Source organism: Microbulbifer sp. 2205BS26-8 (assembly GCF_030731025.1).
Lineage (GTDB): Bacteria > Pseudomonadota > Gammaproteobacteria > Pseudomonadales > Cellvibrionaceae > Microbulbifer > Microbulbifer spongiae.
Map to the genome: position 1 here is coordinate 1 of NZ_JAVAMR010000008.1, position 22,684 is coordinate 22,684.

General features: G+C 54.6%; 25 protein-coding genes and 1 pseudogene. 13 read left to right on the forward strand and 13 right to left on the reverse strand.

Going from position 1 to position 22,684, the window contains the following annotated elements; translation table 11 throughout:
• The first annotated feature begins 1,522 nt into the window (after positions 1-1,522).
• Entirely contained in the window at positions 1,523-2,770 is a 1,248-nt protein-coding gene (locus Q5Y71_RS04290; protein WP_306040370.1) for an IS256 family transposase, read from the forward strand.
• 272 nt (positions 2,771-3,042) lie between these two features.
• Here the strand turns inward: Q5Y71_RS04290 and Q5Y71_RS04295 are convergent, their stop codons facing one another.
• From Q5Y71_RS04295 to Q5Y71_RS04325, 7 genes are all read right to left on the reverse strand, one after another.
• Entirely contained in the window at positions 3,043-3,825 is a 783-nt protein-coding gene (locus Q5Y71_RS04295; protein WP_306040371.1) for an RNA methyltransferase, read from the reverse strand.
• Positions 3,822-4,691: a Rossmann-like and DUF2520 domain-containing protein gene (locus tag Q5Y71_RS04300; protein ID WP_306040372.1), complete on the reverse strand. Its 870-nt coding sequence runs from the start codon at positions 4,689-4,691 to the stop codon at positions 3,822-3,824. The genes Q5Y71_RS04295 and Q5Y71_RS04300 overlap by 4 nt, the downstream gene beginning before the upstream one ends.
• On the reverse strand, positions 4,691-5,449 hold the full coding sequence (locus Q5Y71_RS04305) for a pyridoxine 5'-phosphate synthase (RefSeq protein ID WP_306040373.1): 759 nt from the start codon (positions 5,447-5,449) through the stop codon (positions 4,691-4,693). Before Q5Y71_RS04305 ends, Q5Y71_RS04300 begins: the two co-directional genes overlap by 1 nt.
• 12 nt (positions 5,450-5,461) lie before the next feature.
• The gene (locus Q5Y71_RS04310; protein WP_306040374.1) at positions 5,462-6,043 is read right to left on the reverse strand and encodes a peptidylprolyl isomerase; all 582 of its coding nucleotides are present in this window, start codon (positions 6,041-6,043) and stop codon (positions 5,462-5,464) included.
• A gap of 130 nt (positions 6,044-6,173) precedes the next feature.
• Complete coding sequence (locus tag Q5Y71_RS04315; protein WP_306040375.1) at positions 6,174-6,854, reverse strand: TIGR04211 family SH3 domain-containing protein; 681 nt, start codon at positions 6,852-6,854, stop codon at positions 6,174-6,176.
• Positions 6,855-6,890: 36 nt separating this feature from the next.
• The gene (locus Q5Y71_RS04320) at positions 6,891-7,190 is read right to left on the reverse strand and encodes a YciI family protein (RefSeq protein WP_306040376.1); all 300 of its coding nucleotides are present in this window, start codon (positions 7,188-7,190) and stop codon (positions 6,891-6,893) included.
• 46 nt (positions 7,191-7,236) lie between these two features.
• Positions 7,237-7,962 carry a VC0807 family protein gene (locus Q5Y71_RS04325; RefSeq protein ID WP_306040377.1) on the reverse strand — a complete coding sequence of 242 codons (726 nt, stop codon included), beginning with the start codon at positions 7,960-7,962 and terminating at the stop codon, positions 7,237-7,239.
• 254 nt (positions 7,963-8,216) lie between these two features.
• On the opposite strand from Q5Y71_RS04325, the gene Q5Y71_RS04330 reads away from it, so the two are divergent.
• The 6 genes and pseudogenes from Q5Y71_RS04330 to rluB all read left to right on the forward strand — a co-directional run bounded on the left by Q5Y71_RS04330 (position 8,217) and on the right by rluB (position 12,813).
• Positions 8,217-9,131 carry a PHP domain-containing protein gene (locus tag Q5Y71_RS04330; RefSeq protein ID WP_306040379.1) on the forward strand — a complete coding sequence of 305 codons (915 nt, stop codon included), beginning with the start codon at positions 8,217-8,219 and terminating at the stop codon, positions 9,129-9,131.
• 83 nt (positions 9,132-9,214) lie between these two features.
• Entirely contained in the window at positions 9,215-9,838 is a 624-nt protein-coding gene (locus Q5Y71_RS04335; protein ID WP_306040381.1) for an L-threonylcarbamoyladenylate synthase, read from the forward strand.
• Positions 9,839-9,952: 114 nt separating this feature from the next.
• Positions 9,953-10,777, forward strand: a pseudogene (locus tag Q5Y71_RS04340) (ScpA family protein); the annotation flags it as partial.
• 200 nt (positions 10,778-10,977) lie between these two features.
• A complete protein-coding gene (gene scpB / locus Q5Y71_RS04345) occupies positions 10,978-11,793 on the forward strand; it encodes an SMC-Scp complex subunit ScpB (RefSeq protein ID WP_306040384.1) in 816 nt (271 codons plus the stop codon).
• A complete protein-coding gene (locus tag Q5Y71_RS04350) occupies positions 11,790-11,963 on the forward strand; it encodes a hypothetical protein (protein WP_306040386.1) in 174 nt (57 codons plus the stop codon). Before scpB ends, Q5Y71_RS04350 begins: the two co-directional genes overlap by 4 nt.
• A complete protein-coding gene (rluB, locus tag Q5Y71_RS04355) occupies positions 11,956-12,813 on the forward strand; it encodes a 23S rRNA pseudouridine(2605) synthase RluB (protein ID WP_306040387.1) in 858 nt (285 codons plus the stop codon). Before Q5Y71_RS04350 ends, rluB begins: the two co-directional genes overlap by 8 nt.
• A 217-nt stretch (positions 12,814-13,030) precedes the next feature.
• Here rluB and Q5Y71_RS04360 read toward each other — a convergent pair whose 3' ends face one another.
• The 3 genes from Q5Y71_RS04360 to Q5Y71_RS04370 form a co-directional block, all read right to left on the reverse strand.
• Positions 13,031-13,705: an SRPBCC family protein gene (locus tag Q5Y71_RS04360; RefSeq protein WP_306040388.1), complete on the reverse strand. Its 675-nt coding sequence runs from the start codon at positions 13,703-13,705 to the stop codon at positions 13,031-13,033.
• Positions 13,706-13,793: 88 nt separating this feature from the next.
• Positions 13,794-15,167 (reverse strand): ATP-binding protein, encoded by a 1,374-nt coding sequence (locus tag Q5Y71_RS04365; RefSeq protein ID WP_306040389.1) that lies wholly within the window; start codon positions 15,165-15,167, stop codon positions 13,794-13,796.
• A 12-nt stretch (positions 15,168-15,179) separates the two neighbouring features.
• Positions 15,180-15,887: a response regulator transcription factor gene (locus Q5Y71_RS04370; RefSeq protein ID WP_306040391.1), complete on the reverse strand. Its 708-nt coding sequence runs from the start codon at positions 15,885-15,887 to the stop codon at positions 15,180-15,182.
• A 168-nt stretch (positions 15,888-16,055) separates the two neighbouring features.
• On the opposite strand from Q5Y71_RS04370, the gene Q5Y71_RS04375 reads away from it, so the two are divergent.
• From Q5Y71_RS04375 to Q5Y71_RS04385, 3 genes are all read left to right on the forward strand, one after another.
• Positions 16,056-16,526, forward strand: coding sequence for a Spy/CpxP family protein refolding chaperone (locus Q5Y71_RS04375; RefSeq protein WP_306040393.1), 471 nt, complete (start codon positions 16,056-16,058; stop codon positions 16,524-16,526).
• A 215-nt stretch (positions 16,527-16,741) separates the two neighbouring features.
• Positions 16,742-17,293, forward strand: coding sequence for a flavodoxin (locus Q5Y71_RS04380; protein ID WP_306040394.1), 552 nt, complete (start codon positions 16,742-16,744; stop codon positions 17,291-17,293).
• A 5-nt stretch (positions 17,294-17,298) separates the two neighbouring features.
• Positions 17,299-17,580 (forward strand): hypothetical protein, encoded by a 282-nt coding sequence (locus Q5Y71_RS04385; protein ID WP_306040395.1) that lies wholly within the window; start codon positions 17,299-17,301, stop codon positions 17,578-17,580.
• 192 nt (positions 17,581-17,772) lie between these two features.
• Here Q5Y71_RS04385 and Q5Y71_RS04390 read toward each other — a convergent pair whose 3' ends face one another.
• The 3 genes from Q5Y71_RS04390 to Q5Y71_RS04400 all read right to left on the reverse strand — a co-directional run bounded on the left by Q5Y71_RS04390 (position 17,773) and on the right by Q5Y71_RS04400 (position 19,727).
• A complete protein-coding gene (locus tag Q5Y71_RS04390) occupies positions 17,773-18,999 on the reverse strand; it encodes a S9 family peptidase (RefSeq protein ID WP_306040396.1) in 1,227 nt (408 codons plus the stop codon).
• A 161-nt stretch (positions 19,000-19,160) separates the two neighbouring features.
• Positions 19,161-19,373 carry a hypothetical protein gene (locus Q5Y71_RS04395; RefSeq protein WP_306040397.1) on the reverse strand — a complete coding sequence of 71 codons (213 nt, stop codon included), beginning with the start codon at positions 19,371-19,373 and terminating at the stop codon, positions 19,161-19,163.
• 108 nt (positions 19,374-19,481) lie between these two features.
• Entirely contained in the window at positions 19,482-19,727 is a 246-nt protein-coding gene (locus Q5Y71_RS04400; protein ID WP_306040398.1) for a hypothetical protein, read from the reverse strand.
• Between the two features lie 1,141 nt (positions 19,728-20,868).
• Here Q5Y71_RS04400 and mraZ point away from each other — a divergent pair.
• From mraZ to ftsL, 3 genes are read left to right on the forward strand one after another with little or no spacing between them, the layout of a single operon-like run.
• Positions 20,869-21,312 carry a division/cell wall cluster transcriptional repressor MraZ gene (gene mraZ / locus Q5Y71_RS04405; RefSeq protein WP_301414406.1) on the forward strand — a complete coding sequence of 148 codons (444 nt, stop codon included), beginning with the start codon at positions 20,869-20,871 and terminating at the stop codon, positions 21,310-21,312.
• 12 nt (positions 21,313-21,324) lie between these two features.
• The gene (gene rsmH / locus Q5Y71_RS04410; RefSeq protein ID WP_306040400.1) at positions 21,325-22,257 is read left to right on the forward strand and encodes a 16S rRNA (cytosine(1402)-N(4))-methyltransferase RsmH; all 933 of its coding nucleotides are present in this window, start codon (positions 21,325-21,327) and stop codon (positions 22,255-22,257) included.
• Between the two features lie 4 nt (positions 22,258-22,261).
• Positions 22,262-22,537 carry a cell division protein FtsL gene (ftsL, locus tag Q5Y71_RS04415; RefSeq protein ID WP_306040401.1) on the forward strand — a complete coding sequence of 92 codons (276 nt, stop codon included), beginning with the start codon at positions 22,262-22,264 and terminating at the stop codon, positions 22,535-22,537.
• Positions 22,538-22,684 lie beyond the last annotated feature (147 nt).

Sequence of the window (22,684 nt, forward strand, 5' to 3'; positions counted from 1 at the left end):
GTTAATCACTCCAACCAATCATCAAGAGATAATGATGAAACCTACCTGAGCACTTCATTAATTTCCATAATTGAGAAAAATCTATTATTTTTTTGAAAAATTGGTGCAAGAAAAATAAAGGACAATTCACCAGTTCGGTTTAGCAGATTATTTTATTAGGGCCCATTTTGAGGCTAGCTTCCAATATCGCTTGGTTCTTTGATCAGGCTTGTGAACTGGATGCTGGAATTCTAGAAAGCCTTTTAGGCTCCGGTAGCTTTTGATAGGGTAGGTGGCTTACCAATAGGAGCTTTCGCCATGCCTAGCCATTCTCAAGGTACCATGGTAGTAGTCAATTACTAGGAGCAGCCGCAAGCAGCTACTTTTGAGTCACTCTATAGCATATTAATCATACGCAAGTCGATCTATAGCCCAACACCGCTGCTTTTGACCGCTGATTCCCCCTGACAGACTTCAGGTAACCTCGAAGTACTATTATGGTATTCATAGTGTTAGCTACCTGAAACCTCGATATGCTGATGGCTACGGAATGTACAGAATTCCCTGGTGAAGTCTTCAATCAAGGGTCAGGTACCTGGTACAGCGGCATTGGCAGGCACATTCGACACTTAATCCATCTACTAAGCTTGGTTGGTGGATCTGTGGGAGCAGCAGAAGCTCCTGTTCGACCAGGATTTCCTTGCAGCACTGTGCCTGGTAGCTCGACCCCATCTGATTGTATAATCGATAGACCTTCTTATGATTTACTTTTGCTGGCCGAAGGCAGCATCTGGTGTACAGATCGATAGTTGAAATACTGCTGTTTCGGGGCTAATGTCGGGTGGGCCCGCGGGATAATCCGGTGAGTGAATCATCCCTCGTTTCAAGAGGGTTGCCTCCGACTATATCGTGTGCACAGCCTCGCACGTATCACTTTCGGTTGGGAGTGGAGCCCAGTGCTTTCTCATCCAGCATGGCTTTCGCCAACAGCTTCTCCAAGTGGTCATTGTCTTCCTCCAAAGATTTGGACCACCGGGCATCACCACCGTCAGCCCGTCTAACTTCTATAAAAGGTGATAGCAAAGTTATAGTACTTTGGAGAGAGCCCTTTGACCGGGATACAGGCTTCAGACTTTGACAAGGCCAGGTTGATTTGCTTTTCGGTGAATTGTGTTCTCCATGCCCCTCTTTTCTAGCGGTGAGGAATATCGATGAGAAGCGGTTTGGACCAGACAATGGGGAACAGGCAAGCACTGTGTCAATTGGCTCAATAGGGGATCTCCAGCATGCCATCTCCGTATTTTTCCTGAAAACTGATCTACTTTCCACAGCAGTACCATTTCCTCCCGTCCCACTAGGCCAGCTCTCCATTCTTCAGGGCAATCTCGGGTTACTTCAGTAACCTTCTGTTCTTTTTTTAATTTTTTTCTTGTCTATTTTTTCGAGTTATAACCGAATCTGGTGTTTAAGTGTTTGAAAGAAAGCAGCGTATCTGGTTGATTTGTTGTCGCCAAACAATGAAACCAATCAGGAATACGCCGCTATGGATAAGAATACCGTTGTTGAGTTTACAGGTCGACAGGAAACCGCAGACCCGCTGACTGAATTGCTGTGCCGGGGCGCACGGGAGCTTCTACAGCAGGCGATAGAGGCCGAGCTGTCCACTTTCATGGAGGGGTTTAAGAACCGCCGCCTGGACGATGACCGTGCTGCCGTTGTTCGCAATGGCCACTTGCCCGAGCGCGACATACAGATCGGGATTGGCCCCGTAAAGGTGAAGGTACCGAAGATCCGCAGCAAGGATGGAGAGCCGGTAACCTTCCGCTCAGCCCTGGTACCGCCGTATGTGCGCAAGGCCCGCTCGTTGGAGGCGGCGCTGCCGTGGTTATACCTGAAGGGCGTTTCAACCGGCGAGATGGAAGAGGCCCTATCGATACTGGTTGGTCTGGAAGCGAAGGGCTTATCAGCCAGTACGGTGGCTCGCTTGAAGGGGCAGTGGAAGAATGAATACGCTACCTGGCGAACCAGGCGACTTGATAAAGATCGTTGGGTGTACATCTGGGCAGACGGCATATACAGCGGCCTGCGCTCGGAGGAAAGCAAGCTCTGCGCTCTGGTTGTTATTGGCGTGAACGAACGCGGAGAAAAGCACTTTCTGGCCATTGAAGACGGGGAGCGAGAATCGACGCTGAGCTGGAAAGGTGTGCTGGGAAAGCTAAAAGAGCGCGGCATGAACGCCCCAGAGCTGGCAATTGGCGATGGTGCCATGGGGTTCTGGACGGGGCTGGAAGAGGCCTATCCAGAGACGCGCCAGCAGCGCTGCTGGGTACACAAGACGGCCAATGTACTCAACAAGCTGCCCAAGTCGTGCCAGCCGAAAGCCAAGCGCTTTCTGCACGACATCTGGCAGTCTGAGGCAAGGGTTGGCGCGGAGAAGGCATTCGACACCTTCATCAAGACGTACGAAGCCAAATACCCGAAAGTTGTCGAGTGCCTGCTAAAGGACCACGAAGAGCTGATGAGCTTCTACGACTTCCCGGCAAAACACTGGCAGAGCATCCGGACAACGAACCCGATCGAGTCGACGTTCGGGACAATACGACACCGGACCAAGCGCTCGAAAGGCTGTTTGTCGAGAGAAGGAATGCTACACATGCTGTTCAAGCTGGGAATGTGTGCAGAAGAAAAGTGGAGAAAGCTCCGGAGCTTTGACTACCTTGCCAAGGTCATCACCGGAGTGAAGTTCAAGGATGGAGAGGAAGTGACAACAGCCGGTCAGAGCGCTGCTTAATCAGGCTTGTTGAACACCAGAATTGACAATAACTCATTTTTTCTTCGAACTGTAAAAGTCCTGCAATCATGAGCCTTGGCGCTCTGTACAACACGGTTAATCACAGAGATATCCACAGATTCTGTGAGTGGTGTCGGCCGGGATCTATTGGCAATAGATGCCGGTCCCGAAAAATGGGGTGGGCTAACTGTGGCCTTGAAAAGTCGTAAGAAGCGGAGAAGCTTGAGCAACGGCGGTCGCTGAGGTGGCCTTGAGCAGTTATCTTGAAGACGTCAGAGCTGCCCGCGAAAACTGATCAGCGCAGCGGTTACCGCCACGTTCAGACTCTCTACCCCGTTGTTCATAGGTATGTGCAACAGCCGGTTACACTGCCTTGCCACGGCGTCGCAAACGCCGTGGGTTTCGTTGCCCAGCACAAAAATCCTGGGAGCTTTGCCGGTGATCTCTGTCAGTGTAACTGACCCATGGGAGGAGAGGCCAAGGATCTGGGTGCCAGTTTTGCGGAAATTTCCCAGAGCATCCGCCAGGGTGTCGCAACGGAGGATACGAGTTTTGAACAGGGTACCGGTGCTGGCCTTGATCACCAGTGGATCTATCTGCGCGCACCCCTTGCGCGGCAGAATAATACCGTCCATACCGCCGGCACAGGCGGAGCGGATAATCATACCCAGATTTTGCGGGTTGGTAATGCCATCCAGTGCCAGTAGTTCAAAGGGGGTTTTTTTAGCGATGGAGCTTTGCTGTCGAATAAAGGCGCCGCAGGTGCTGTATTGGGGCAGAGCCAAGTCCAAAGCCACTCCCTGATCCTGGCGGGCGTTCTTGGAGATACGGGATAGGCTCTTGCGGTTCCAGTGAAGAATTTCGATATGGCGCGCCTCTGCCAGTGCCTCTATACGATTGATTACTTGGTCGCGTTGGTTGCTGCTGGCCAAATGCAGTCTGTGCGCTGGAAGAGAGGGGTTCTGCAGGGCTTCCAGTACAGGCTTGCGTCCGTAAATGGTCAGTAGGCTGTTGTAAAAAGCCTTTTTTTCCAGATATCCAGAGGTGTCTTTCACCGTGGTGGTTCACTCAGCAGTTCGATCAATCGGGTCGCACTTTCCTCCGACAGCGGTCCGCGCTGTGCCAAGGCTACGCAGGCGAGACCCAGATGTCGATAACAACGCGCCATTTGAGGGTCTACAGAGATCAGGTTTTCCACCTGTTTGCTCACGGTGTCCAGATCTCCCCGGGCAATGGGGCCGGTGAGGGATTTTTCCGGCCCCAGTGTCATATTGTTTCGAGCGGTTTGCAGTACTATCGGTGCTAGCAGTTTGAGTGCGCTGCCGCGCTCAATGCCGGCTGCGGCAAAGCTGCGCAGACTCAGGTCGACCAGTGTAGTGAGGTAATTGCAGGCAAACACTGAGCCCGCGTGATAGAGGGGCTTATGCCGGGCTTCTATGGTGATAATTTCACAGCCGATCGCGTTAAAGGCGCCCCCCAACGCACGGGTTGCAGGGCCGTCTCCCTCCAGAGCCACGCTGCTGCCAGGGAGACTGTCCAGAGAGCGCAAAGGGTCGGCAAAGCTGTGCACCGGGTGGGCACTGGCGATAGAGGCGGGGCGCAGTATGTCCAGTGCCTCGGAGCTGAGGGCGCCGCTGCAGTGAAAAAACACAGTTCCTTCACGGTTGCCCGGCCTTTTGGAGAGGCGTTCGGCAAGGGCGCTGATTTCAATGTCTTGACAGGCGATCAGCCAGTAATCGGCCACAGGCATGGACTGGAGAGTGGGGCAGGCCTGTCCTGCGCCAATAAATTCCCGTGCGGCCTGGCCACTGCGCAGGGTGCGATTGTGGATGGATTGGATCCGAAACAATCCGCTTTGATGCCATAGGCGACCGAGCGTCTTTCCCAGTTGGCCCGCGCCGATAATATTGAGGGTCTGCATCAGTTGCCGGCAAGACAGTCTAGGTAAGCTTTAACCGCGTTCTCCAACCCCATGCCAATGGCATCCACGACCAGGGCATGACCGATGGAGACCTCCTGTAGCCCGGGCAGGGTGCGGTAACGGGGTAGGTTGACCAAGTTCAGGTCGTGGCCCGCGTTGACGCTCAAACCCAGTTGGAGGGCGTGTTCAGCAGCGGCGCAATGTGCTGCAAAGATATCATTCAGTGTCCTGTGCTGGCCGGAGGCGGCTTGGGCATAGGGACCGGTGTAAAGTTCAATGCGATCCGCACCCACATCCCTGGCCAGACTGATCTGCTCCAGGTCCGGGTCCATAAACAGGCTGACCCGGATGCCGGCGCTTTTTAATTCAGCAACCAGGGGCAACAAACGCGCGCTGTCGAGTTTGAGATTGAAGCCGTGGTCAGAAGTCAACTGGTCGCTGCTGTCTGGAACCAGGGTGCACTGATCCGGTAGGGTTTCCAACACCAGCGCCATCAAGCCGGGATAGCCGCCTGAGGGTTTGGCAAAGGGATTGCCCTCTACATTGAACTCTGTGTCTTGTCGCTCCCGGCAGAGGGCAGCCAGGTTGCGTACGTCACCGGGACGGATATGGCGTTGATCCGGGCGCGGGTGCACGGTCAGGCCCTGGGCGCCGGCATCCAGGCAAACCCGGCCGTGGGTGATCACGTCGGGGAAGTTGCCTTCCCGGGCATTGCGGATCAGAGCAATTTTGTTGAGATTGGCACTGAGCGCTATCAAGGCCTGCTCTCCTCAGCTTTTGTTGGCAGTGACACTGTCGCCGGCGTTGACGCGCTTGGCATCGAGGATACGTACGGGCGTATTCGGTGCGCTGGGATACTGGCGATGCAGGCCACGAGGCTGTTGCACGATTTTTTCTACAACATCCATGCCTTCCACGACTTTGCCAAAAACGGCATAGCCGGGCTTGTTCTCGCCGGCGTCAAGGCGGGTGTTGTCCACCAGGTTGATAAAAAACTGAGAGGTAGCGCTGTCCGGGTCATTCGTCCTGGCCATAGACAGGGTGCCGCGCAGGTTCTGCAGGCCGTTGGCGGACTCATTGACGATGGCATTGCGGGTTTCCTTCTTTTGAAAATCGAAGGTAAAGCCACCAGCCTGGATCACGAACCCCGGCACCACCCGGTGGAAGATAACCCCATTGTAAAAACCGCTGTCCGCGTAGGCGAGGAAGTTCTCCACGGTAACGGGCGCTTCGCTGGAGAAGAGCTCAACGCGGATCACGCCCAAATCGGTTTTAATTGCCACCTGAGGATTATTCGCCAGGGCGGGCACTGTGAGCAGTGTACAGAGAAGAAAAACAGAGAGTTTACGCATCGTCCTTGTCCTTATTGGTTTGCCCAGCCTGTGCTACAACAGCGCAGCAGATGCAGGTGAATTGTGGGAGCAGCCGCAATTGCTGTCCCCGACGGCCTATGGTATGCGATTTTTGAGCCACAGGGGGAGATCAGTTTGCCCACTCGGTGTGGCGCTTACGGGGGCGCATATGGGGTGCGATCATCGCGAGCAGGGCTCCCAGTACCACAGACAGGGCACCGTATAGATACCACTTGTGGGATTCGCTGCCGGAGAGGCGTTGGATCTCGGCTTCTACCATGGTCTTTTCCTGCTTGAGCAGCTCGTATTGGTGTAACAGTTTCTGATGGCGCTCATTGAGATCCAGGGCATCGGCAGATAGGGCTTTCAATGCTTTTAGCTCCGTAGCCAGTGTTTGGTTCTGTTCTCGGGCAGTGCTTAGGGAGGTGCTGAGGAGACCGTTTTCCTCCTCCAGGCGTTGAACTTCTCCGCCCAGGTTGCCTTCCAGCTGTTCGAAGCGGGCCAGATTGTTCTCGGCCTGTGCCAGTTTAAGCTTTGCCACGGGTTCCGAGATCAGGTATTGGCTCCTCACCCAGCCCTCCGTGCCTTTGGGGGTGCGAATACGTGCCCAACCTTCTGTTGGGATATCTTCGAGGAGTTCGAGTTGGGTACCACTGGGCAGGCCGCGGTGCAGGATGCGAAACTCGTTGCCCATGCCGGAACGCACAGGTACATGTAGAAGGTCGGTAATATAGCGGGTCTCTGCGCTCAGGGTCGCCGGGGCCGCAAAAAGCAGTGACGCGGTGAGTAGATAGGGCAGTATATTCTTCATTATTGGCCAAGCTTTTGCTTTGTAAAGTGTTGTTGATCAGGGGGATACGAGCTTGAACGGCTTGACGGTCACCGAAGCATAGACACCGGCTTCACGATAGGGATCATCGCCGGCCCAGGCCTCGGCATCCTTCAGAGACGGGAACTCAGCGATTACCAGACTGCCACTGAATCCTGCTGCGCCAGGTTCCTCGCTATCCACAGCCGGGTGCGGTCCCGCGGCCAGCAAGCGGCCCTCGTTTTTCAAGCGCTCAAATCTCGCCAGGTGACCGGCTCGCGCTTTTTTGCGCAGGGGGAGGCTATCGCTCACATCCTCACTGATGATGGCGTACCACATGGTTATTTATGTTCTCGTCAGTTGATAATAATAATACCATCACGGTTTATCGGGCGATCATCACCTCTTCCAGTTTCAGCCCGGTCAGCTTGCCGATGCGGTAAAACAGAAAAAAAAGCACCAACATCAGAATAATGGTTGCCGGCAGGGCGATTACCGGGTAGCTGAGCGCGGTCATTTTGCCCAGCTCTTCGTTAAAGGCCTCGGTGCCGGGAGGGCTCTGCAGAATGACTTTGGCGAGCAGGTAGTTGAGGGCGGAGGATAGGAAAAAGGAGCCTGCAATCATCCAGGAAGCCTGTTGCAATGCGCGCTCGAATGCCCTCTGGTTGCCGTTGTTTACCAAACTCTGGGCAATTTTTGCCGTATCCAGGATCTGGTCGTTGTACAGCAGGGTTTTAACCAGTGGCCAACGGGTATAGAGGGAGATGACAGTGGCTACACCCAGCAGACCGGGAATAGCGGCTTCCTTAATGGCGATATATTGCGGGTCCAGTTCCAGTAGGCTGATACCGCCGGTCAGCAGGATACTGATAATGCCCAGCGCCGAGAAAAAATTGATTTTGCCCGAGCGAATCAGGTCCCGCAATCCATAGCCCAATGGAAAGGCCAGTGCAACAACCAGAGCCCACTTGGTTCCCAGCCAGTCATCGCCGGACAGTTTGGTGAGCACCAGGGTGGGGATCACAATATTCAGGAGCAGGTTACCCAACAGGCCCCCTTTCTTTTCGGGCGCTGGCCGGGGTGCTGGGGTGGTCGAATTCGTTTCGGTCATACTTAATTCCGGTGATAATGCCCGCTGGAAGCTTACTGGTAAGTCATGCCAGGATGACCTGCCTATACAATACTTCCCCACTGGCAATGCAGCTGTCAGACGGCGGGCCATTGGTGTCACTGCTGGTTGACTCCGGGTCCGGGCCTTATCCTTGGTAGTGCCGGGTGCGGGTGAGACATTCGCGTCGGCTAATTGTTCCAAAATAACGTATTTTGCGCCATTATGCCGCGCAAAACCCAGTGAGAGCCCAGTTATTGAGAGCCCTTTTAGCAGACCTGAAAACAGATCTGGTCGACCTGCACAGTCACAGTACCGCTTCGGATGGTATTTTAAGTCCTGCGCAACTGGTGTCGAGAGCTAACTCTCTGAGTGTGACATTAATGGCGCTTACCGACCACGATACGGTCGATGGTGTGGCACAGGCTCAGTGTGCCGGTGAACACGCGGGTATTACCGTGGTGGCAGGCATCGAATTTTCTACGCTCTGGGGACGGCGCCCCATTCATATCCTGGGGCTTAATATCCAACCGACTTCGGCGCTCTTGCAGCGAGCCATCGGGTTGCGCCAGACATTGCGCTGTGAGCGGGCCGAGCGGATCGCCAGGCAACTGCATCAATGCGGTTTTCACGGTGCCTTGGAGGGCGCTTGCGGTCTTGCCGGGCGAGCTGCTCCGGGTCGCCCGCACTTTGCCCGCTGGCTGGTGGAGGCGGGGCATGTGGTGGATTCTGCGCGCGCATTCAAACGTTATCTTGGCACAGGCAGGGTCGGTGATGTACGGGTCGAGTGGCCGCAACTGGCGGAGACCATCGACACCATCCATGCAGCGGGGGGCTGTGCTGTGCTGGCACACCCGCTTAAATACCGTCTGACCCGCACCCAGTTGCAGCGCTTGATCAGCGATTTTTTACGCAGTGGTGGCGATGCGTTGGAGCTGCTTTGTGGCCGTCAGAATCCCGCGCAGACCAGGGAGCTGAGCGCCCTGATTACCGCGGGGGCTAAGGCGGTGCAGCTACCCGTGCCCCCTTCTTCGCTGGGCAGCGATTTCCACCAGCCCGGGCAGGCCTGGCGGGAGTTGGGCTGTGTGCATCTGCCGCAAGGCGTCGAGCCGGTGTGGAATCTGTGGCACACTCTGCACCGGGGCTTGCAGAGCCATCCACTGCCAGTTTGATCACTTGGCGGGCTCTGAGTCCCCTGGCGAGCGCGTGTAACCGCTGTGAACTTTTTCCATTCATTCGAGGCTCGGGGGCTTTTGTGGCGCAGTTTTTTCAAATTCATCCGGATAATCCCCAGGGGCGTCTGATCAGTCAGGCCGCTGACATTGTGACCCACGGAGGCGTTATCATTTTTCCCACGGACTCGGCTTATGGGATTGGGTGCCGTTTGGGTGAGAAACTGGCGGTGGAGCGGATTCGTGCACTGCGCCAACTGGACAAACAGCATAACTTTACCCTGATGTGCCGGGATCTCTCAGAGTTGGCCACTTACGCAAAGGTGGATAACCAGATGTTCCGGCTTTTAAAAAATCACACGCCGGGTCCCTATACATTTATTATGCCGGCGACAGCGGAAGTACCCAGGCGCCTTATACACCCCAAGCGCAAAACCATCGGTATCCGTGTTCCGGACAACCCGGTTGCTCTCGCGTTGATCGAGGCGGTTGGCGAACCCCTGATGAGTTGTAGCCTGATTATGCCTGGCGACGAGCAACCGCTCACCGATCCTTACGATATCCGCGATATGCTCGAGCACCAGGTGGAGCTGGTCATAGATGGGGGTTTTTGCGGACTGGAGGCGACGTCCGTCATTGATCTTACCGGGGACGAACCCCAACTGATTCGCCATGGGTGTGGCGCCATTAGCGGGATACTGGGCTGAAAGGCGCTGTGCTGGTGTATAATTGGACGTTTTCACTTTTAAAGGCGTGGCAGGGTGTCTAATAAAGCAAAAGCACTGGCAACCGATGGGGAAAAGCGGGATCCCACCGGTATTGTGGCGTGCGAAGCCGGGTCGCCTGCTCAGAACGATGCTGGTCTACAGGGCAGGCCGGCGGACGTGCCCCTGGCCCTGGTGCAGGGTGAAGCTTTCACCGATTTTCCGCCTGACCTCTTTATTCCGCCAGATGCGCTGGAAGTGATCCTGGAGGCATTTGAAGGGCCTCTGGACCTGCTTCTTTATCTGATTCGGCGCCAGAATCTGGATATTCTCGAGATCAATGTCGCAGACATCACCTGCCAATATATGGCGTATGTGGAAATGATGACGGCAATCCGCTTCGAGCTGGCAGCGGACTATCTGGTGATGGCGGCGATGCTCGCGGAAATAAAATCGCGTATGCTTCTGCCGCGCCCCCCGCACGTAGAGGAGGAAGAGGGTGAAGATCCCCGTGCGGCACTGATCCGCCGCCTGCAGGAGTACGAGCGCTTCAAGACCGCAGCGGAGGAGCTGGACGAAATTGCGCGTATAGGCCGCGATGTTCACCGGGCCAGTGCCGAGAGCCCTGACCGCAATAGTACCCGTCCGGACCCGGAGGTGAACCTTAAGGAGGTACTGGTGTCACTGGCGGATGTGCTGCGGCGTGCGGATATGTTTGAAAGTCACCAGGTAGAGCGGGAAAAGTTGTCTACCCGCGAGCGTATGACCCAGGTTCTGGAACGAATTCGTCACCGTCAGTTTGTGCCTTTTGTAAGTTTGTTCACTGTGAAAGAAGGACGTCTCGGGGTTGTAGTCACCTTTCTCGCGGTGATGGAACTGGTCAAGGAATCCCTAGTGGAACTGGTCCAGAACGAGGCCTTTGGCCCTATCCATGTATGCGCCGCCGGCCACGGTGAGGAAAATGTTGCGGATACTGAATGCACAGAAGAAAGCGAAACTGGCGGAATTGACACTTTTGTTGAAAGGGAAGCGAATCCTGAGACCGGCCAACCGACAGTGACCGAGTTGACCGGGTCCCAGGAAACAGTATCGCCGGGAATCATGGAAATTGTCCATGAAGGACCAGAGTTAGAAACGAAGAGATGACAATAGCACCTGAATTGTTGCACAGAATCCTGGAGGGTGCCCTGCTGGCGGCAGAGCAGCCCCTGAGTGAGGAAAAGCTGCTATCGCTGTTGCATAAGGAGGAGCAACCCTCCAAGGCGACCTTGAGAGACGCACTGGAAGATATAGCGCAAAGTTGTGCCGGACGCGGGTTTGAACTCAAGAGGGTAGCCAGTGGCTGGCGCTTTCAGGTGCCCGAAGACCTGGCGCCCTGGGTGAATCTCCTGTGGGAGGAAAAAGCGCAAAAGTACTCCCGTGCAACCCTGGAAACCTTGGCGATCATTGCCTATCGCCAGCCGGTAACCCGCAGTGATATTGAAGAAATCCGCGGTGTTGCGGTGAGCTCCCAGATTGTCAAGAGCCTGTCAGAACGCGGTTGGATCAAGGTGGTTGGCCAGCGCGATGTGCCGGGAAAACCGTCTCTTTATGCGACTACCCGAGAATTTCTCGACTACTTCAATCTCTGTTCCCTGGATGAACTGCCGACACTGGCGGAAATTCGCGATATAGAAACTCTGACTCAACTGCTGAATCAGGACAGCCCGCCTGCTGGTGATGACGAGGGGGACAGTGCAGAGCCGGATAAAGCGGCCTGTGAAGGGCGGGTCAGGGCTGAGGAGAGAATTTCAGACGGCCCGGAGGCATCCCCTGAAGAGGCCAGCAGTGAGGCCGGGGCTAACGGGGCTCCTGTTGTAACGCCACCAGAGGCAGTGCTTGTTGACACCACCGATGCTGTGCCAACAGAAGCAGCAGTGTCTACTAACCCGGAGGCAGGGGATGGAAGTGGCCAATGACCGCCCGGAAGATACGCCGTGCAAAACAGTGTCTCTGGCTGCGCACAGTATTGGTGCTGATGGCAGCCACAAAAATGAGACTGCTGCAGAAACTGGAGCTGAAGGGGGTGCTGGTACCTGTGATGATTCTGAACAAGTGGCGCAAGTGGAAAATACCACCCCATGAATGATGGTACCTCGCCTACCGGCGAAAAATTGCAAAAAGTATTAGCGCGCGGTGGCCTTGGATCGCGCCGTGAGATGGAGTGTGCGATCAATGCCGGTCGTGTGACGGTGAACGGTCAGGTGGCGGAACTTGGCGAGCGCGTAACCGGGCAGGATCGCATAGAATTTGATGGCCGGCGCCTGCCTTCGACAGAGGAAAATCGCTGCCGGGTTTTACTCTATAATAAGCCGGTTGGAGAGATTTGTTCCCGTCAGGATCCTGAGGGACGCCCCACAGTATACGACCGACTGCCGCACTTGAAGAGTGGCCGCTGGATCTCCGTTGGGCGGCTGGACTTTAATACCAGTGGCCTGTTGCTGTTTACCAATAGTGGTGAACTGGCCAACAAGCTGATGCATCCGTCCTCAGTCATCGACCGTGAATACCTGGTGCGTATCCATGGGCATGTGGATAAAGAGATGAAACAGCGCCTGTTCAAGGGGGTACTGCTGGATGATGGCCCCGCGCGTTTTACCGATATTGTTGAGAGTGGTGGCGAGGGTAAAAATCGGTGGTTCTACTGCGTGGTGATGGAGGGGCGCAATCGCGAAGTGCGCTGCTTATGGGAATCCCAGGGAGTGCGCGTAAGCCGCCTCAAACGGGTGCGCTATGGCAGTGTCTTTATTCCCTCCCATGTGCGTGTGGGCCAGTGGATTGAGATGGAGCCCCGGGAGATCGACGACCTCTGTGTGACCGCCGGATTGCCCAAGTTGGGTCAGCGTCCACTGACCCAGGGAGAGAGGCTGGGCCTGGAACGCCAGCGTCGCAAGCTGCGCAAGTCACCGCTGCCGCCGGCGCGCAAAGGGAAATCCTAAGGCCGGAAAACTGCCAGCTTCGGGCTGTTGTTAACCCGGCAGTGCAATTGATCCTCTATGGCCCGGTTGATGGCTGCAGTTAAAACAACAGCGCAACGGCACAGGGTGAATGGCTATTTTAAGGTCTGCCCTGGCGTGAGACCGATGGGGCAGCCCCTGATGTCCTATTATCTGTCCACGCGAAAAACTCACCGGATTTATCCGCCAGCCTGGACTGCTATTCGTTTTCCGGTGTTTCTCCAGCTTCTTCCTGCTGCTGGTTCTGTATTGTCGAAGGCACAGCCTGGGGACCAGCATTCATGGTGTCATCGACATCCGAGGGAATATCCGAGACCGAGTCGGATGTATCGCTGGCGGCCCCTGGTTCGCTGCTGGTGGTTTCCAGCAGCGTTTTCAATTTTGCAAGCCCCTCTTCATAGGATTGACCCACCATTTTTTTCACCACCAGGCCCATCCAGCGCTCACTTGGGCCACCGCCAGTGTCACTTCTAAAGCGCCAGGTCACCTGGGTGCCGCCGTTTTGCGGTTGTAGCTGGAATTCCGCCACGGCCTGAGAGCCATCGCCAAAGTTGAGCCTGGTGCGCACCAGGGTATCCGGATCACTTGCAGTAATGGTTTGCGTGCCGCTGCCCGCCTTGGAAGCCTCACCGTGCCAGCGCATTTCAGCACCGATGCCCTGCTCAGGGCCGCTGTACTGGTATTGCACTGAGGGATCGACATGCCGCCAGGGAGACCAGCTGTTGAATTTGCGGAAGTTGTTGACGAAGGGGAAAACGGCCTGGGGCGGTTTGTCGATATAAATACTGCGATCCAGCATCACTTCGCGGGGAAACAAATAACCGGCGAGCAGCAACAGTACCAGAAAAATCAGAATATAGAATATCCAGCGCATAGCGAGTCCCTTTTTGTTATTTGCACATATAATACGAAGGTCACCAAGGACGGTTGACGATAGGCATGGTATAGCATGTTCATGCCGATTAATCGTCAGTGATGTGCAATAGTGGCAGTTTAATTTCGACGCATAAACCCGCCCGGCTGCTGTTATACGCAGTAATGGTGCCCCCGTGATGCAAGATGGTTCGCTGGGCTATAGCCAGCCCCAGACCCAAGCCACCGCTTTCCCGGGTGCGTGCAGTGTCTGTGCGGTAGAAGGGGCGGAAGATGGCTGCGAGTTCATCCTCCGCTACGCCGGATCCGGAGTCGATCACAGATATTCGACAGGCATCACTGGATGCTTTGACCAGCACCCGGACCAGGCCGCCTCTGGGGCTGTATTTAATGGCGTTTCGTAGGATGTTTTCCAGTGCTGCAGTGAGGGAACTGCCCCGGGTGGCCACCAGTGACTCGGCGCTGTTTGTACTGACATTGATGCTCAAGCCCTTTTCTTCCGCTTCACTCTGCAAGTCGTCGATCAGCGCTGAGAACAAGGTGTTGATTTCCACGACATCGTCCAGGGGCCGCTGCTTGGGGCCGCTGACGGGCAGGGACAGTACATCGGCGATAATGTCTTCCAGGTAGTCCGCGGCTTTGCCGATCTTGTCCAGCTCGGGGCCCAGGGCTGTTACTTGTTTTTGCCGCGCGATGGCCAGGGCTACCTGCAATCTTGCCAAGGGGGAGCGCAGTTCGTGGGATACATCCTTGATCAGGCGACGCTGCTCGGACATTGACTCCTGTAGTTGTGCGGTCATCGAGTCGAAATCCAGTGCCAGACCGGTCAACTCATCGTTGCGGGTACGCAGGCTGGGGGCAACCCGGTAGTCCAGCTCACCGGCGGCGACCCGTTTGGTGGCGGCGCGCAGTTGATCCAGGGCGCGACTCAGGTAGCGGGCCAGCCAATAGCAAGCGATTCCCGAGGCGATCATGGAGAGCAACAGCATGGGCCAGAAATTGCGCCATAGAAAGCTCAGTAGCAGTCCTTCCTTGCTCTTCCCGGCTATAAGTGCAATGCGCAGTGGATTCCCACTGCGCATGGGCAGAAAAAAAGCCACGGTGGGCTGCTTGTCCACCAGCATGTACGCTTCGCGGTTGCGGTAATTCAGGCTGTTGATCAGCGGCTCCATGCCGGCGGGGATGGGGCGGCCGAGTAAATCCCTGCCCTGCGGGTCCAGGGCGTAGACCCGGCGTTGCACCTTCTTGGGTGCCCGTTCGAGCCAGTGCTGGAAATGCTCGGGTCCGTGGCGGCGCGTAATACGCATATTGCGCATGACCTCACGGAACAGGGCACCCTCCCAGCGCTCTTTCTGGCGGGGATCGCCGAACTCGCCAAAATGGGTAATGTAAACGGCAGCCACCACCATCACCATGGCAGTAATCCAGGCGCCGAAGAACATTTTCCAGAAGAGGCTGCGCATCGTTGCAGGGGCCTACCGCTTGCCCTGGGTAAGCATATAACCGGCACCGCGGATATTAATAATCAGATCGCGGCTGGCGCCCTTACCGGCCAATTTTTTGCGGATATTACTCACATGCACATCAATGGAGCGGTCATAGGGCATCAACTTGCGCCCCAGTGCATTCTCGGTCAGGATCTCTTTGCTCACCACATCTCCCGCGTGTTGTACCAATACCTTGAGTACCGCGAACTCGGCACCGGTGAGAGACAGGGTCTGGTCGCTCCAGTAGCCCTGGTGTTTCGCTGGCAGCAGGCGCAGCTGGCCGCTGTTCAGGCTGTCATCGCTGTTCTCCGGTTCCTCAATCCGCCCCCGGCGCAGTATCGCGCGCAGGCGCGCTGCCAGTTCACGGGGATTACAGGGTTTGGGCAGGTAGTCATCGGCGCCCATTTCCAGGCCTACGATACGGTCCACGGTATCGCCCCTGGCTGTGAGCATGATGACAGGCAGGGAGGGGTTTGTGGGGGACGCCTCTTCGCGCAGCTTGCGCAGCACTTCAAACCCATTGTGCACCGGTAGCATTACGTCCAGTATCAGGGCATCGAAATTCTGGCTCTGTGCCAACTCCAATCCGTGAGCGCCATCGTTTGCCGCGGTCACGTCAAATCCCTCGCCGCTCAGGAACTCCTGCAGCAGATCGGTCAGTTCAGTATCGTCATCGATCAGAAGGATGCGGCTCATGGGATGCTCTCGATTGCTGTGAAGCCATTATATGCAAAGCGCTGGCGTTTATTGCTTCTGTTGCCCCGGCTTTTTACGGTTCTTAACAAATGTTTACTGGGGTTTGCCCCAGTTTACACAGGCTGGACTTACCATGTAGTGGCTGAATACCAACGAGAGGACCAAGCGATGAAAAATTGGAAACTAGCAATGGGCAGCCTGGCATTAGCTGGCGTGCTGGCCGCTCCTGGGACAACACTGGCTTTCGGTGGTGGAGAAGGCCACCACAGGTATGGATTTGAGCATATGGCTCGCGAACTGCAGTTGACTGAGGGTCAAAGGGCGCAGCTAAAATCCAACCGGGAGAGCACCAGGGAGGCGAGAATGGCCCTGCGCAAACAGCTCAAAGAGCTGCGCCAGCAAATTCATACCGCCATAGAGCGCAGTGCCGAGCAGTCTACTCTGGATCAGTTTGGCGCGGAACTGGGCAAACTGAAAGTACGGCAGATGCAAAACCGTTACCAGATGCGCCAGCAGTTCGAGGCGATTCTCACTGATGAGCAAAAGGCCAAGTTAGCTGAGCTGAAAGATAAGCGTAGGGAAAACCGGCAGAAACTGCGGGGTCACAGTCGTGGTGCAAGGAATGCCGGCGAGTCCTGATACTGTTTAGAGGCCAGCCTTAGCCCCCACGCATGTGCGCCACCTCCGGCGCACCCTTCCCGCCAAATCTGACCTGTTTCCCCACCGCTTGAGCGTCTTTTCAGCCGTATTACGGCCCTTTAGAGCCGCTTGCCGCGCCCGGGGATTACTGGGAGAATACGCCGCCTCCGCGAATGGTATCTGGTGTGGCCCTACATGGGCAAAGAGGAATGACTGTGAGCAAAATCGGTTTGTTTTATGGCAGCGATGAGGGCAATACTGAATCCGTTGCCCTGCGCATCCGCGCCCGCTTGGGCGATGATCGGGTGGACCTATTCGATATTGCCGATGTCACCCAACTGGATATCGCCAATTACAAGCAATTGATTTTTGGTATTCCCACTTGGGATTTCGGCCAGATTCAGTCCGATTGGGAGGATTTCTGGGAGGATGTACAGGAGATAGATTTCACTAACAAGGCGGTCGCACTGTTTGGCCTGGGTGATCAATTTGGCTACGGTGACTACTTCCTGGATGCTATGGGTATGCTGCACGACGCTATCGTTGAGCGCGGAGCCACCATCATTGGCCAATGGTCTACAGAGAGTTATGAGTTTGAGGCGTCAAAAGCGGAAATTGAAGGTGAGGATCGATTTGTCGGCCTGGCTATTGATGAGGATCAGCAGGAAAGCATGACTGCCGAGCGCCTCAATCGCTGGTGCAGGCAGATTGCCGAAGAATTTGATATTAAGGGTGGCGCGCAAAGCGTAATTGCACTGAATGACTAGAGCCCATGCAGCAGATCATCCCGTTTCAAGCGTGTTGGCTCTGGTTGACGGAACATTCCGATTGTATTCTCCGGGCGGGCAGTATCGATACGGTAGTGTACGATGACGATCATTGGTGTTTTACCGAGGAGGATGCTTGCAGATTGCTTGTGCAGGTTTTACGCGGCAAACGGCCCATGACAGAACTCTTTATCGAACCAGCCCATATTGCATTAGTGCGCATGGCCCCCGGTGAAAGCGGGGCTTTCAACTTTAACTTGTTTCGCAATCCCAACAGCCGCAGGTGATCTATTACCTTGTGCTTTCCCATGGATTTGAGCAGCCCGCTGGGTAACCGGCTAAAGCCAGCCAGAGCTCTGATCGGCTGCATTAGCGTGCTGGAGAAACAGCCTTTGTGCCTTGTAATCCCTATTGGGTCAGCCTTAAGCCAGCGCCAAGATCCGGTAGCGATGCCGCCTGATCTTGGGAGGATGCTATATTTACCCTTGGCTGGATTGTTGTTCAGAAGCGCCAACACCGATGTGTTGATCCAGAAAGCGCAATAATTCTGTGTAGAATTGTAGATTGTTTTCCTCACTGTAAAATCCGTGCCCCGCGTTGGAGATGATAAGGGATTTTACCGGTTTATTTTCTTTCTTTAATTGTTTTAATAAAAGTTCGGCATGTTCTACAGGTGCGCGCTCATCCCGCTTGCCGTGAACAATCATTAGGGGAAGGTTGAGTTTGCTGGTGTTGTGTACCGGTGAATTTTTCTTGAGAAAATCTTTATCTTTGCTCAGTTCCCTCTTTAGATAAGCGAGACCCCGGTCACGCCGTTTGATATCCCCTTTCTTGTACATCATTTCTAGATCGTACACACCTACATAACCTATGGCACATTGGTAGAGGTCGGGATACCTTATAGGGTTCATTAAAGCAGAGTAGCCGCCAAAGCTGGCTCCAAAGATGCAAATACGTTCGGGGTCGGCATATCCTTTTTCTATTGCCCAGTGCACCGCGTCAAAGATATCTCTCTGAATTTTACCACCCCATTCGAGCCGGCCAGCATCATAGAAGTGGTCTCCATAGCCCGTAGAGCCGCGAAAGTTGATCTGCAGCACCAGGTATCCGTTTTGAGATAATATTTGAGCGTCTTGATGATACCCCCAATAATCGCGGGAGTGAGGTCCTCCGTGTGGTATGACCACCAACGGCAGAGTCTTTTTATCATCGCGAGGAAACGTGAGATAAGTGCCAATCCTGAACCCATCTTCTGTAATAAAAGCATCAGCCTGCATAGGATTGAGCTGTTTTGGATCAAGCCATTCCGATGAGGAGATTAGAAAGTCTACTTTCTTGGTGGTCAAGTTGGCCAAAAAATAGTCGCCAGGGAGTCGGTCCCCACTGACTTTGAGAACACCCAGAGCACCATCGGAGCTAAAGCTGGTAAAGCGGATGCTGTAGCCCTCGAAGGCTTTTTTTAGCCCCCGAAAGTAAGCCGCAAACCCGTCCCCTTCATCGAAAAAGGACTCTTTTGGGTAATCTGGATCCAGGTGGACTCCTAGTGGCTTATTGGAGGTTGGATGGTATATAATGCCGCTGAAATCCGAAATATTGTCTTCAAAAACGGGTAAGTATTCATCATTATTGGTCTGCATTCTAACCAATTGCTCTGTTTTTCCTTCGCGGCCTATCTCAAGGTAAGCCTCACTAGTTTCGAGATCCATGCCGACGGGTCTGCCACTCTCTAGGGTGTTATCTTTAACTTTGCTCCAGCCATTTTTATCCTTTTTATACAGTCGGAGAAATCCCTCCTTGTTTGTTCCTCGAGCAAAAAGGAGATTGCCATTGCCGTCTGTATAGGCTCGACCATCGGCGATGGGTAACCCTACGACCCTTTTTTTACGCCGTTATAAATATTAATCTCTAGAACTTCTCCAGTAGTTTCCCCATTTTTAGCCCAGGGCGTGGTAGAAACCAGTATTTTATCTTTCTTCTTCAGCAAAGGATTAATTATAACTGCATGTGCGTAGGTGGACTCAGATCTTTTTATACGTGATCCCACTTGCTTTCGACCTGATAAGTGGCCAAAAATATTCATCCCTTGGGTTCCATCGAAGTTAATTGCGTACAGGGAGCCATAAAAAACCGGAGATTCCAGGCCTGCTTTGCGTGACAGTACTTCGGCAACTACTCTTTTATCGTTGGCCTAGTAGAAATCTCCCACCTCTTCTTTGCCTGAAAAGCGTAGATGGCCGGTGACTTTCAGGGGTTTGATCGACATAAACACAATGACACGTTCCCCTTCATATAGTTTTCGTATGGCCAGGTGGGTACCGGTAGGGGAAATTTTCACCTCCTCGATATCGGCATGCCGCACCAAGTCTGACAGTGGAATTTGATTGCCAAGTGCAAAGGTTGACCAAAATAAAAAGATGAGTAGGAATTTATGCATATTTTTTGCCCTTGTTGTTTATTCCTTAAAGTTTTGGTTGCACTTGCAAGTGAATTATTCGAAACAAAGGGTCATCTCACAAAAATGACCCAGCCTTCTGTGTCTTTAATGGGGGTGAAAGCACACAGGAAAAGCAAGGCGCAAGTTACCTCGTGCGCAACGGTACCGCATTTGTCCTCTGTCACACAAATAACAGAGGAGGCTGCGCTAAAAGTGAAATGGCAGGTCGGCCAATAATGACCTCCAGGACAAGTTATTTTACGGACATCCCCGGACTTGAAAATACTGAAATACATTGTCCACCAACGGGCTGTATTGCCGGTGATAAAACGTTTCAAAAGGGGGAGCTTAAGGCAGTTTTGCACACAGAGAAGGCAGGGCTAATTCATAAGGCAGTCGAAATACCCGGATTGATGGCATGGTCATTTGGAAAGCTCGCTGTGGCATCACAGAGCACAATCGTGCATCCGAACAAAGTACCAGATGTGACCGGGTTTCACCCACAGAGGACAACGCCCTGTGGGCTGTACGATCGCCCGTGCATCGGGGGCCGGCGAGGAAGTGCATTGACCAGGCCAGCCCGGAGACGTTGGCGGGTGACAATTCACGACAAAAATGAACAAACAGAATCTTCAGTGGCGGCGTCTTTTAAGCACCGGTGTGGGAGAGCAGCGGGGACAAACCCATTCTACGGCCAATTGCTTTGGAAGCCGGGTGAGTTTGGCTAATCCCCCGGTTTGCCCTTGCGTTTTGCGAGTCTTGACAGGTCTCAGGGAGGCTAGCAGATTTCAATTAGGGCATCCAATTAGTTTAAAATATTTGATTATTATGCGAGTGAGCGCTCTCTCAAATTCAGTAAATTACAAGCGGGGTTCCTGCGCCACTGCCCGTATTTCCTTTGTAGGCCGTGGATTTACCGGGGGCAAAGGGGCTTTGCAGTCTATTTCCTTGACTTTGTGTTGACCAGTTTTATAGTGTGAAAAGTGGGGGAAAGTGGAAAATCGTGGAATTTTGTGGTTTAGTGTCTTGTAGTAAGTGAGTAATTACATTGTGTGGATCACGTTTGGGCTTCCCCGCTATGGGTTCATCAGAGGGGTGTCTGTTGCGCTAAGCGGGATCCGTAGCGAGCAAGTATCACGAAGTGTATTTGGGCAGCCATGCAATCAATATGGACGCCAAAGGGCGTCTGGCCATACCGGCGCGCGTCCGCGACAAGCTGATGGAGGCCTGTGCCGGCTGCCTGGTAGTGACTGCACACACGGAAGAGCGCTGCCTCCTGGTGTATCCAGCGCCTCAGTGGCAGCAGATATTGCCAAAGATCGAGGCCCTGCCCAGTTTCAACAAGGTGGCACGCCGCGCCCAGCGCCTGCTGATCGGCTATGCCTGTGAACTGCAGATGGATGGCAATGGTCGTGTGTTGATACCCCCGACTCTGCGGGAATATGCCGGGCTGGAAAAGCGGTTGATGCTGGTTGGACAGGGCAAAAAACTGGAGCTTTGGAGCGAAGCGCACTGGATGTCCTGGCTCGATGACAGTGAAGGCGATGAGGGCATGCCAGGGGAAATGGCATCCCTCTCATTATAAGGAGTTCGCCGGGTGTCTCAGGAATTGCATCGCAGTGTGTTGTTGCGCGAGGCCGTGGACGCCCTGGTAACAGAACCCGACGACTTTTATATTGATGGCACCTTTGGTCGCGGGGGGCACAGCGCAGCCATCCTGGAACGACTGGGCCCCGGCGGGCGCTTGCTGGCGGTGGATAAGGATCCCCAGGCCATAGAATATGCCAGGCGGCACTTTGGCACTGACTCGCGGTTTTCTATCTGGCATGGCTCCTTTGCGGATATGGACCGTGCCGCTGGAGAGCAGGCGGGCCAGGTCAGGGGAGTACTGCTGGATCTGGGTGTGTCCTCTCCGCAACTGGATCGGGCGGAACGCGGTTTTAGTTTTATGCGAGATGGTCCGCTGGATATGCGCATGGATACCAGTCGCGGCATCAGTGCGGCCCAGTGGGTGAACACCGAGGCCGAAGCCGAGATGGCCCGGGTGTTCAGGGAATACGGGGAGGAGCGCTTTGCCCGGCGCATGGCCACCGCCATAGTGCGCCGCCGGGCAGAGCAACCTTTCGTGCGCACACTCGATCTGGCTCAGGTGGTCAAGGCCGCCAATCCCGCCTGGGAAAAAGGCAAACACCCGGCCACCCGGGTTTTCCAGGCCATTCGCATCCATATCAATGGAGAGCTGGATGACCTGCAGAGTGCGTTGGAGAAGTCGCTGGCACTGTTGGCACCGGGCGGAAGGCTGGTGATTATCAGTTTCCACTCCCTGGAGGACCGCTTGGTGAAACGGTTTATCCGCGCACAGGAACGGGGGCCGCTGCTGCCACGCGGGCTTCCGGTGATGCACAACCAGATTGCAAGATCCTTGCGCTCTGTGGGCAAGGCGCTAAAGGCGACTGCCTTTGAAGCAGAAGACAATCAGCGCTCGCGCAGTGCGGTGATGCGCACTGCGGAAAAGCTGGGCGGAGACTGAATGAATGTACCGCAAGGCGCTGATCGGTGTGGGACTCTTGTGGCTGGCGACGCTGGTATCGGCTCTCGCCGTGGTTTATTCCACCCAACTGGGCAGGGAACTCACGGCAGAATTGGGCAAGGCGCAAAAAACCCGCGATGAGTTGCGCTATGAGCAGGAGCGCCTTCTGCTGGAGAAGGGGGCCTGGTCTGCTTACGGTCGCGTGGAAAAGGTGGCGAGAGAAAAGTTGGGAATGCATGTGCCTGCCCCTGCCGAACAGGTGCTGGTGCCGAGTGAGTAATCTGATAAAGGCCGGTGTGGCGAGCGCGAACCAGTAATAGTTTTCCGTGGCTTTGCGCATTTAAGGTCTGCAACGCCGGCGAATAATCGTAAATCCTTGCGTATTTGCGCGGTGTTTGGGGGCGGTGAACCAACAGCCCTCAGAGGG

Coding starts and splice junctions, on each gene's coding strand:
- Q5Y71_RS04315 (WP_306040375.1), bottom strand. CDS start 6,854: ATGAAGAATATACTGCCCTATCTACTCACCGCGTCACTGCTTTTTGCG.
- Q5Y71_RS04290 (WP_306040370.1), top strand. CDS start 1,523: ATGGATAAGAATACCGTTGTTGAGTTTACAGGTCGACAGGAAACCGCA.
- Q5Y71_RS04375 (WP_306040393.1), top strand. CDS start 16,056: ATGAAAAATTGGAAACTAGCAATGGGCAGCCTGGCATTAGCTGGCGTG.
- ftsL (WP_306040401.1), top strand. CDS start 22,262: ATGTACCGCAAGGCGCTGATCGGTGTGGGACTCTTGTGGCTGGCGACG.
- Q5Y71_RS04385 (WP_306040395.1), top strand. CDS start 17,299: ATGCAGCAGATCATCCCGTTTCAAGCGTGTTGGCTCTGGTTGACGGAA.
- Q5Y71_RS04310 (WP_306040374.1), bottom strand. CDS start 6,043: ATGCGTAAACTCTCTGTTTTTCTTCTCTGTACACTGCTCACAGTGCCC.
- rluB (WP_306040387.1), top strand. CDS start 11,956: ATGAATGATGGTACCTCGCCTACCGGCGAAAAATTGCAAAAAGTATTA.
- scpB (WP_306040384.1), top strand. CDS start 10,978: ATGACAATAGCACCTGAATTGTTGCACAGAATCCTGGAGGGTGCCCTG.
- Q5Y71_RS04350 (WP_306040386.1), top strand. CDS start 11,790: ATGACCGCCCGGAAGATACGCCGTGCAAAACAGTGTCTCTGGCTGCGC.
- Q5Y71_RS04400 (WP_306040398.1), bottom strand. CDS start 19,727: ATGCATAAATTCCTACTCATCTTTTTATTTTGGTCAACCTTTGCACTT.
- Q5Y71_RS04320 (WP_306040376.1), bottom strand. CDS start 7,190: ATGTGGTACGCCATCATCAGTGAGGATGTGAGCGATAGCCTCCCCCTG.
- Q5Y71_RS04395 (WP_306040397.1), bottom strand. CDS start 19,373: ATGAATATTTTTGGCCACTTATCAGGTCGAAAGCAAGTGGGATCACGT.
- Q5Y71_RS04370 (WP_306040391.1), bottom strand. CDS start 15,887: ATGAGCCGCATCCTTCTGATCGATGACGATACTGAACTGACCGATCTG.
- Q5Y71_RS04360 (WP_306040388.1), bottom strand. CDS start 13,705: ATGCGCTGGATATTCTATATTCTGATTTTTCTGGTACTGTTGCTGCTC.
- Q5Y71_RS04365 (WP_306040389.1), bottom strand. CDS start 15,167: ATGCGCAGCCTCTTCTGGAAAATGTTCTTCGGCGCCTGGATTACTGCC.
- Q5Y71_RS04390 (WP_306040396.1), bottom strand. CDS start 18,999: ATGGATCTCGAAACTAGTGAGGCTTACCTTGAGATAGGCCGCGAAGGA.
- Q5Y71_RS04325 (WP_306040377.1), bottom strand. CDS start 7,962: ATGACCGAAACGAATTCGACCACCCCAGCACCCCGGCCAGCGCCCGAA.
- Q5Y71_RS04300 (WP_306040372.1), bottom strand. CDS start 4,691: ATGCAGACCCTCAATATTATCGGCGCGGGCCAACTGGGAAAGACGCTC.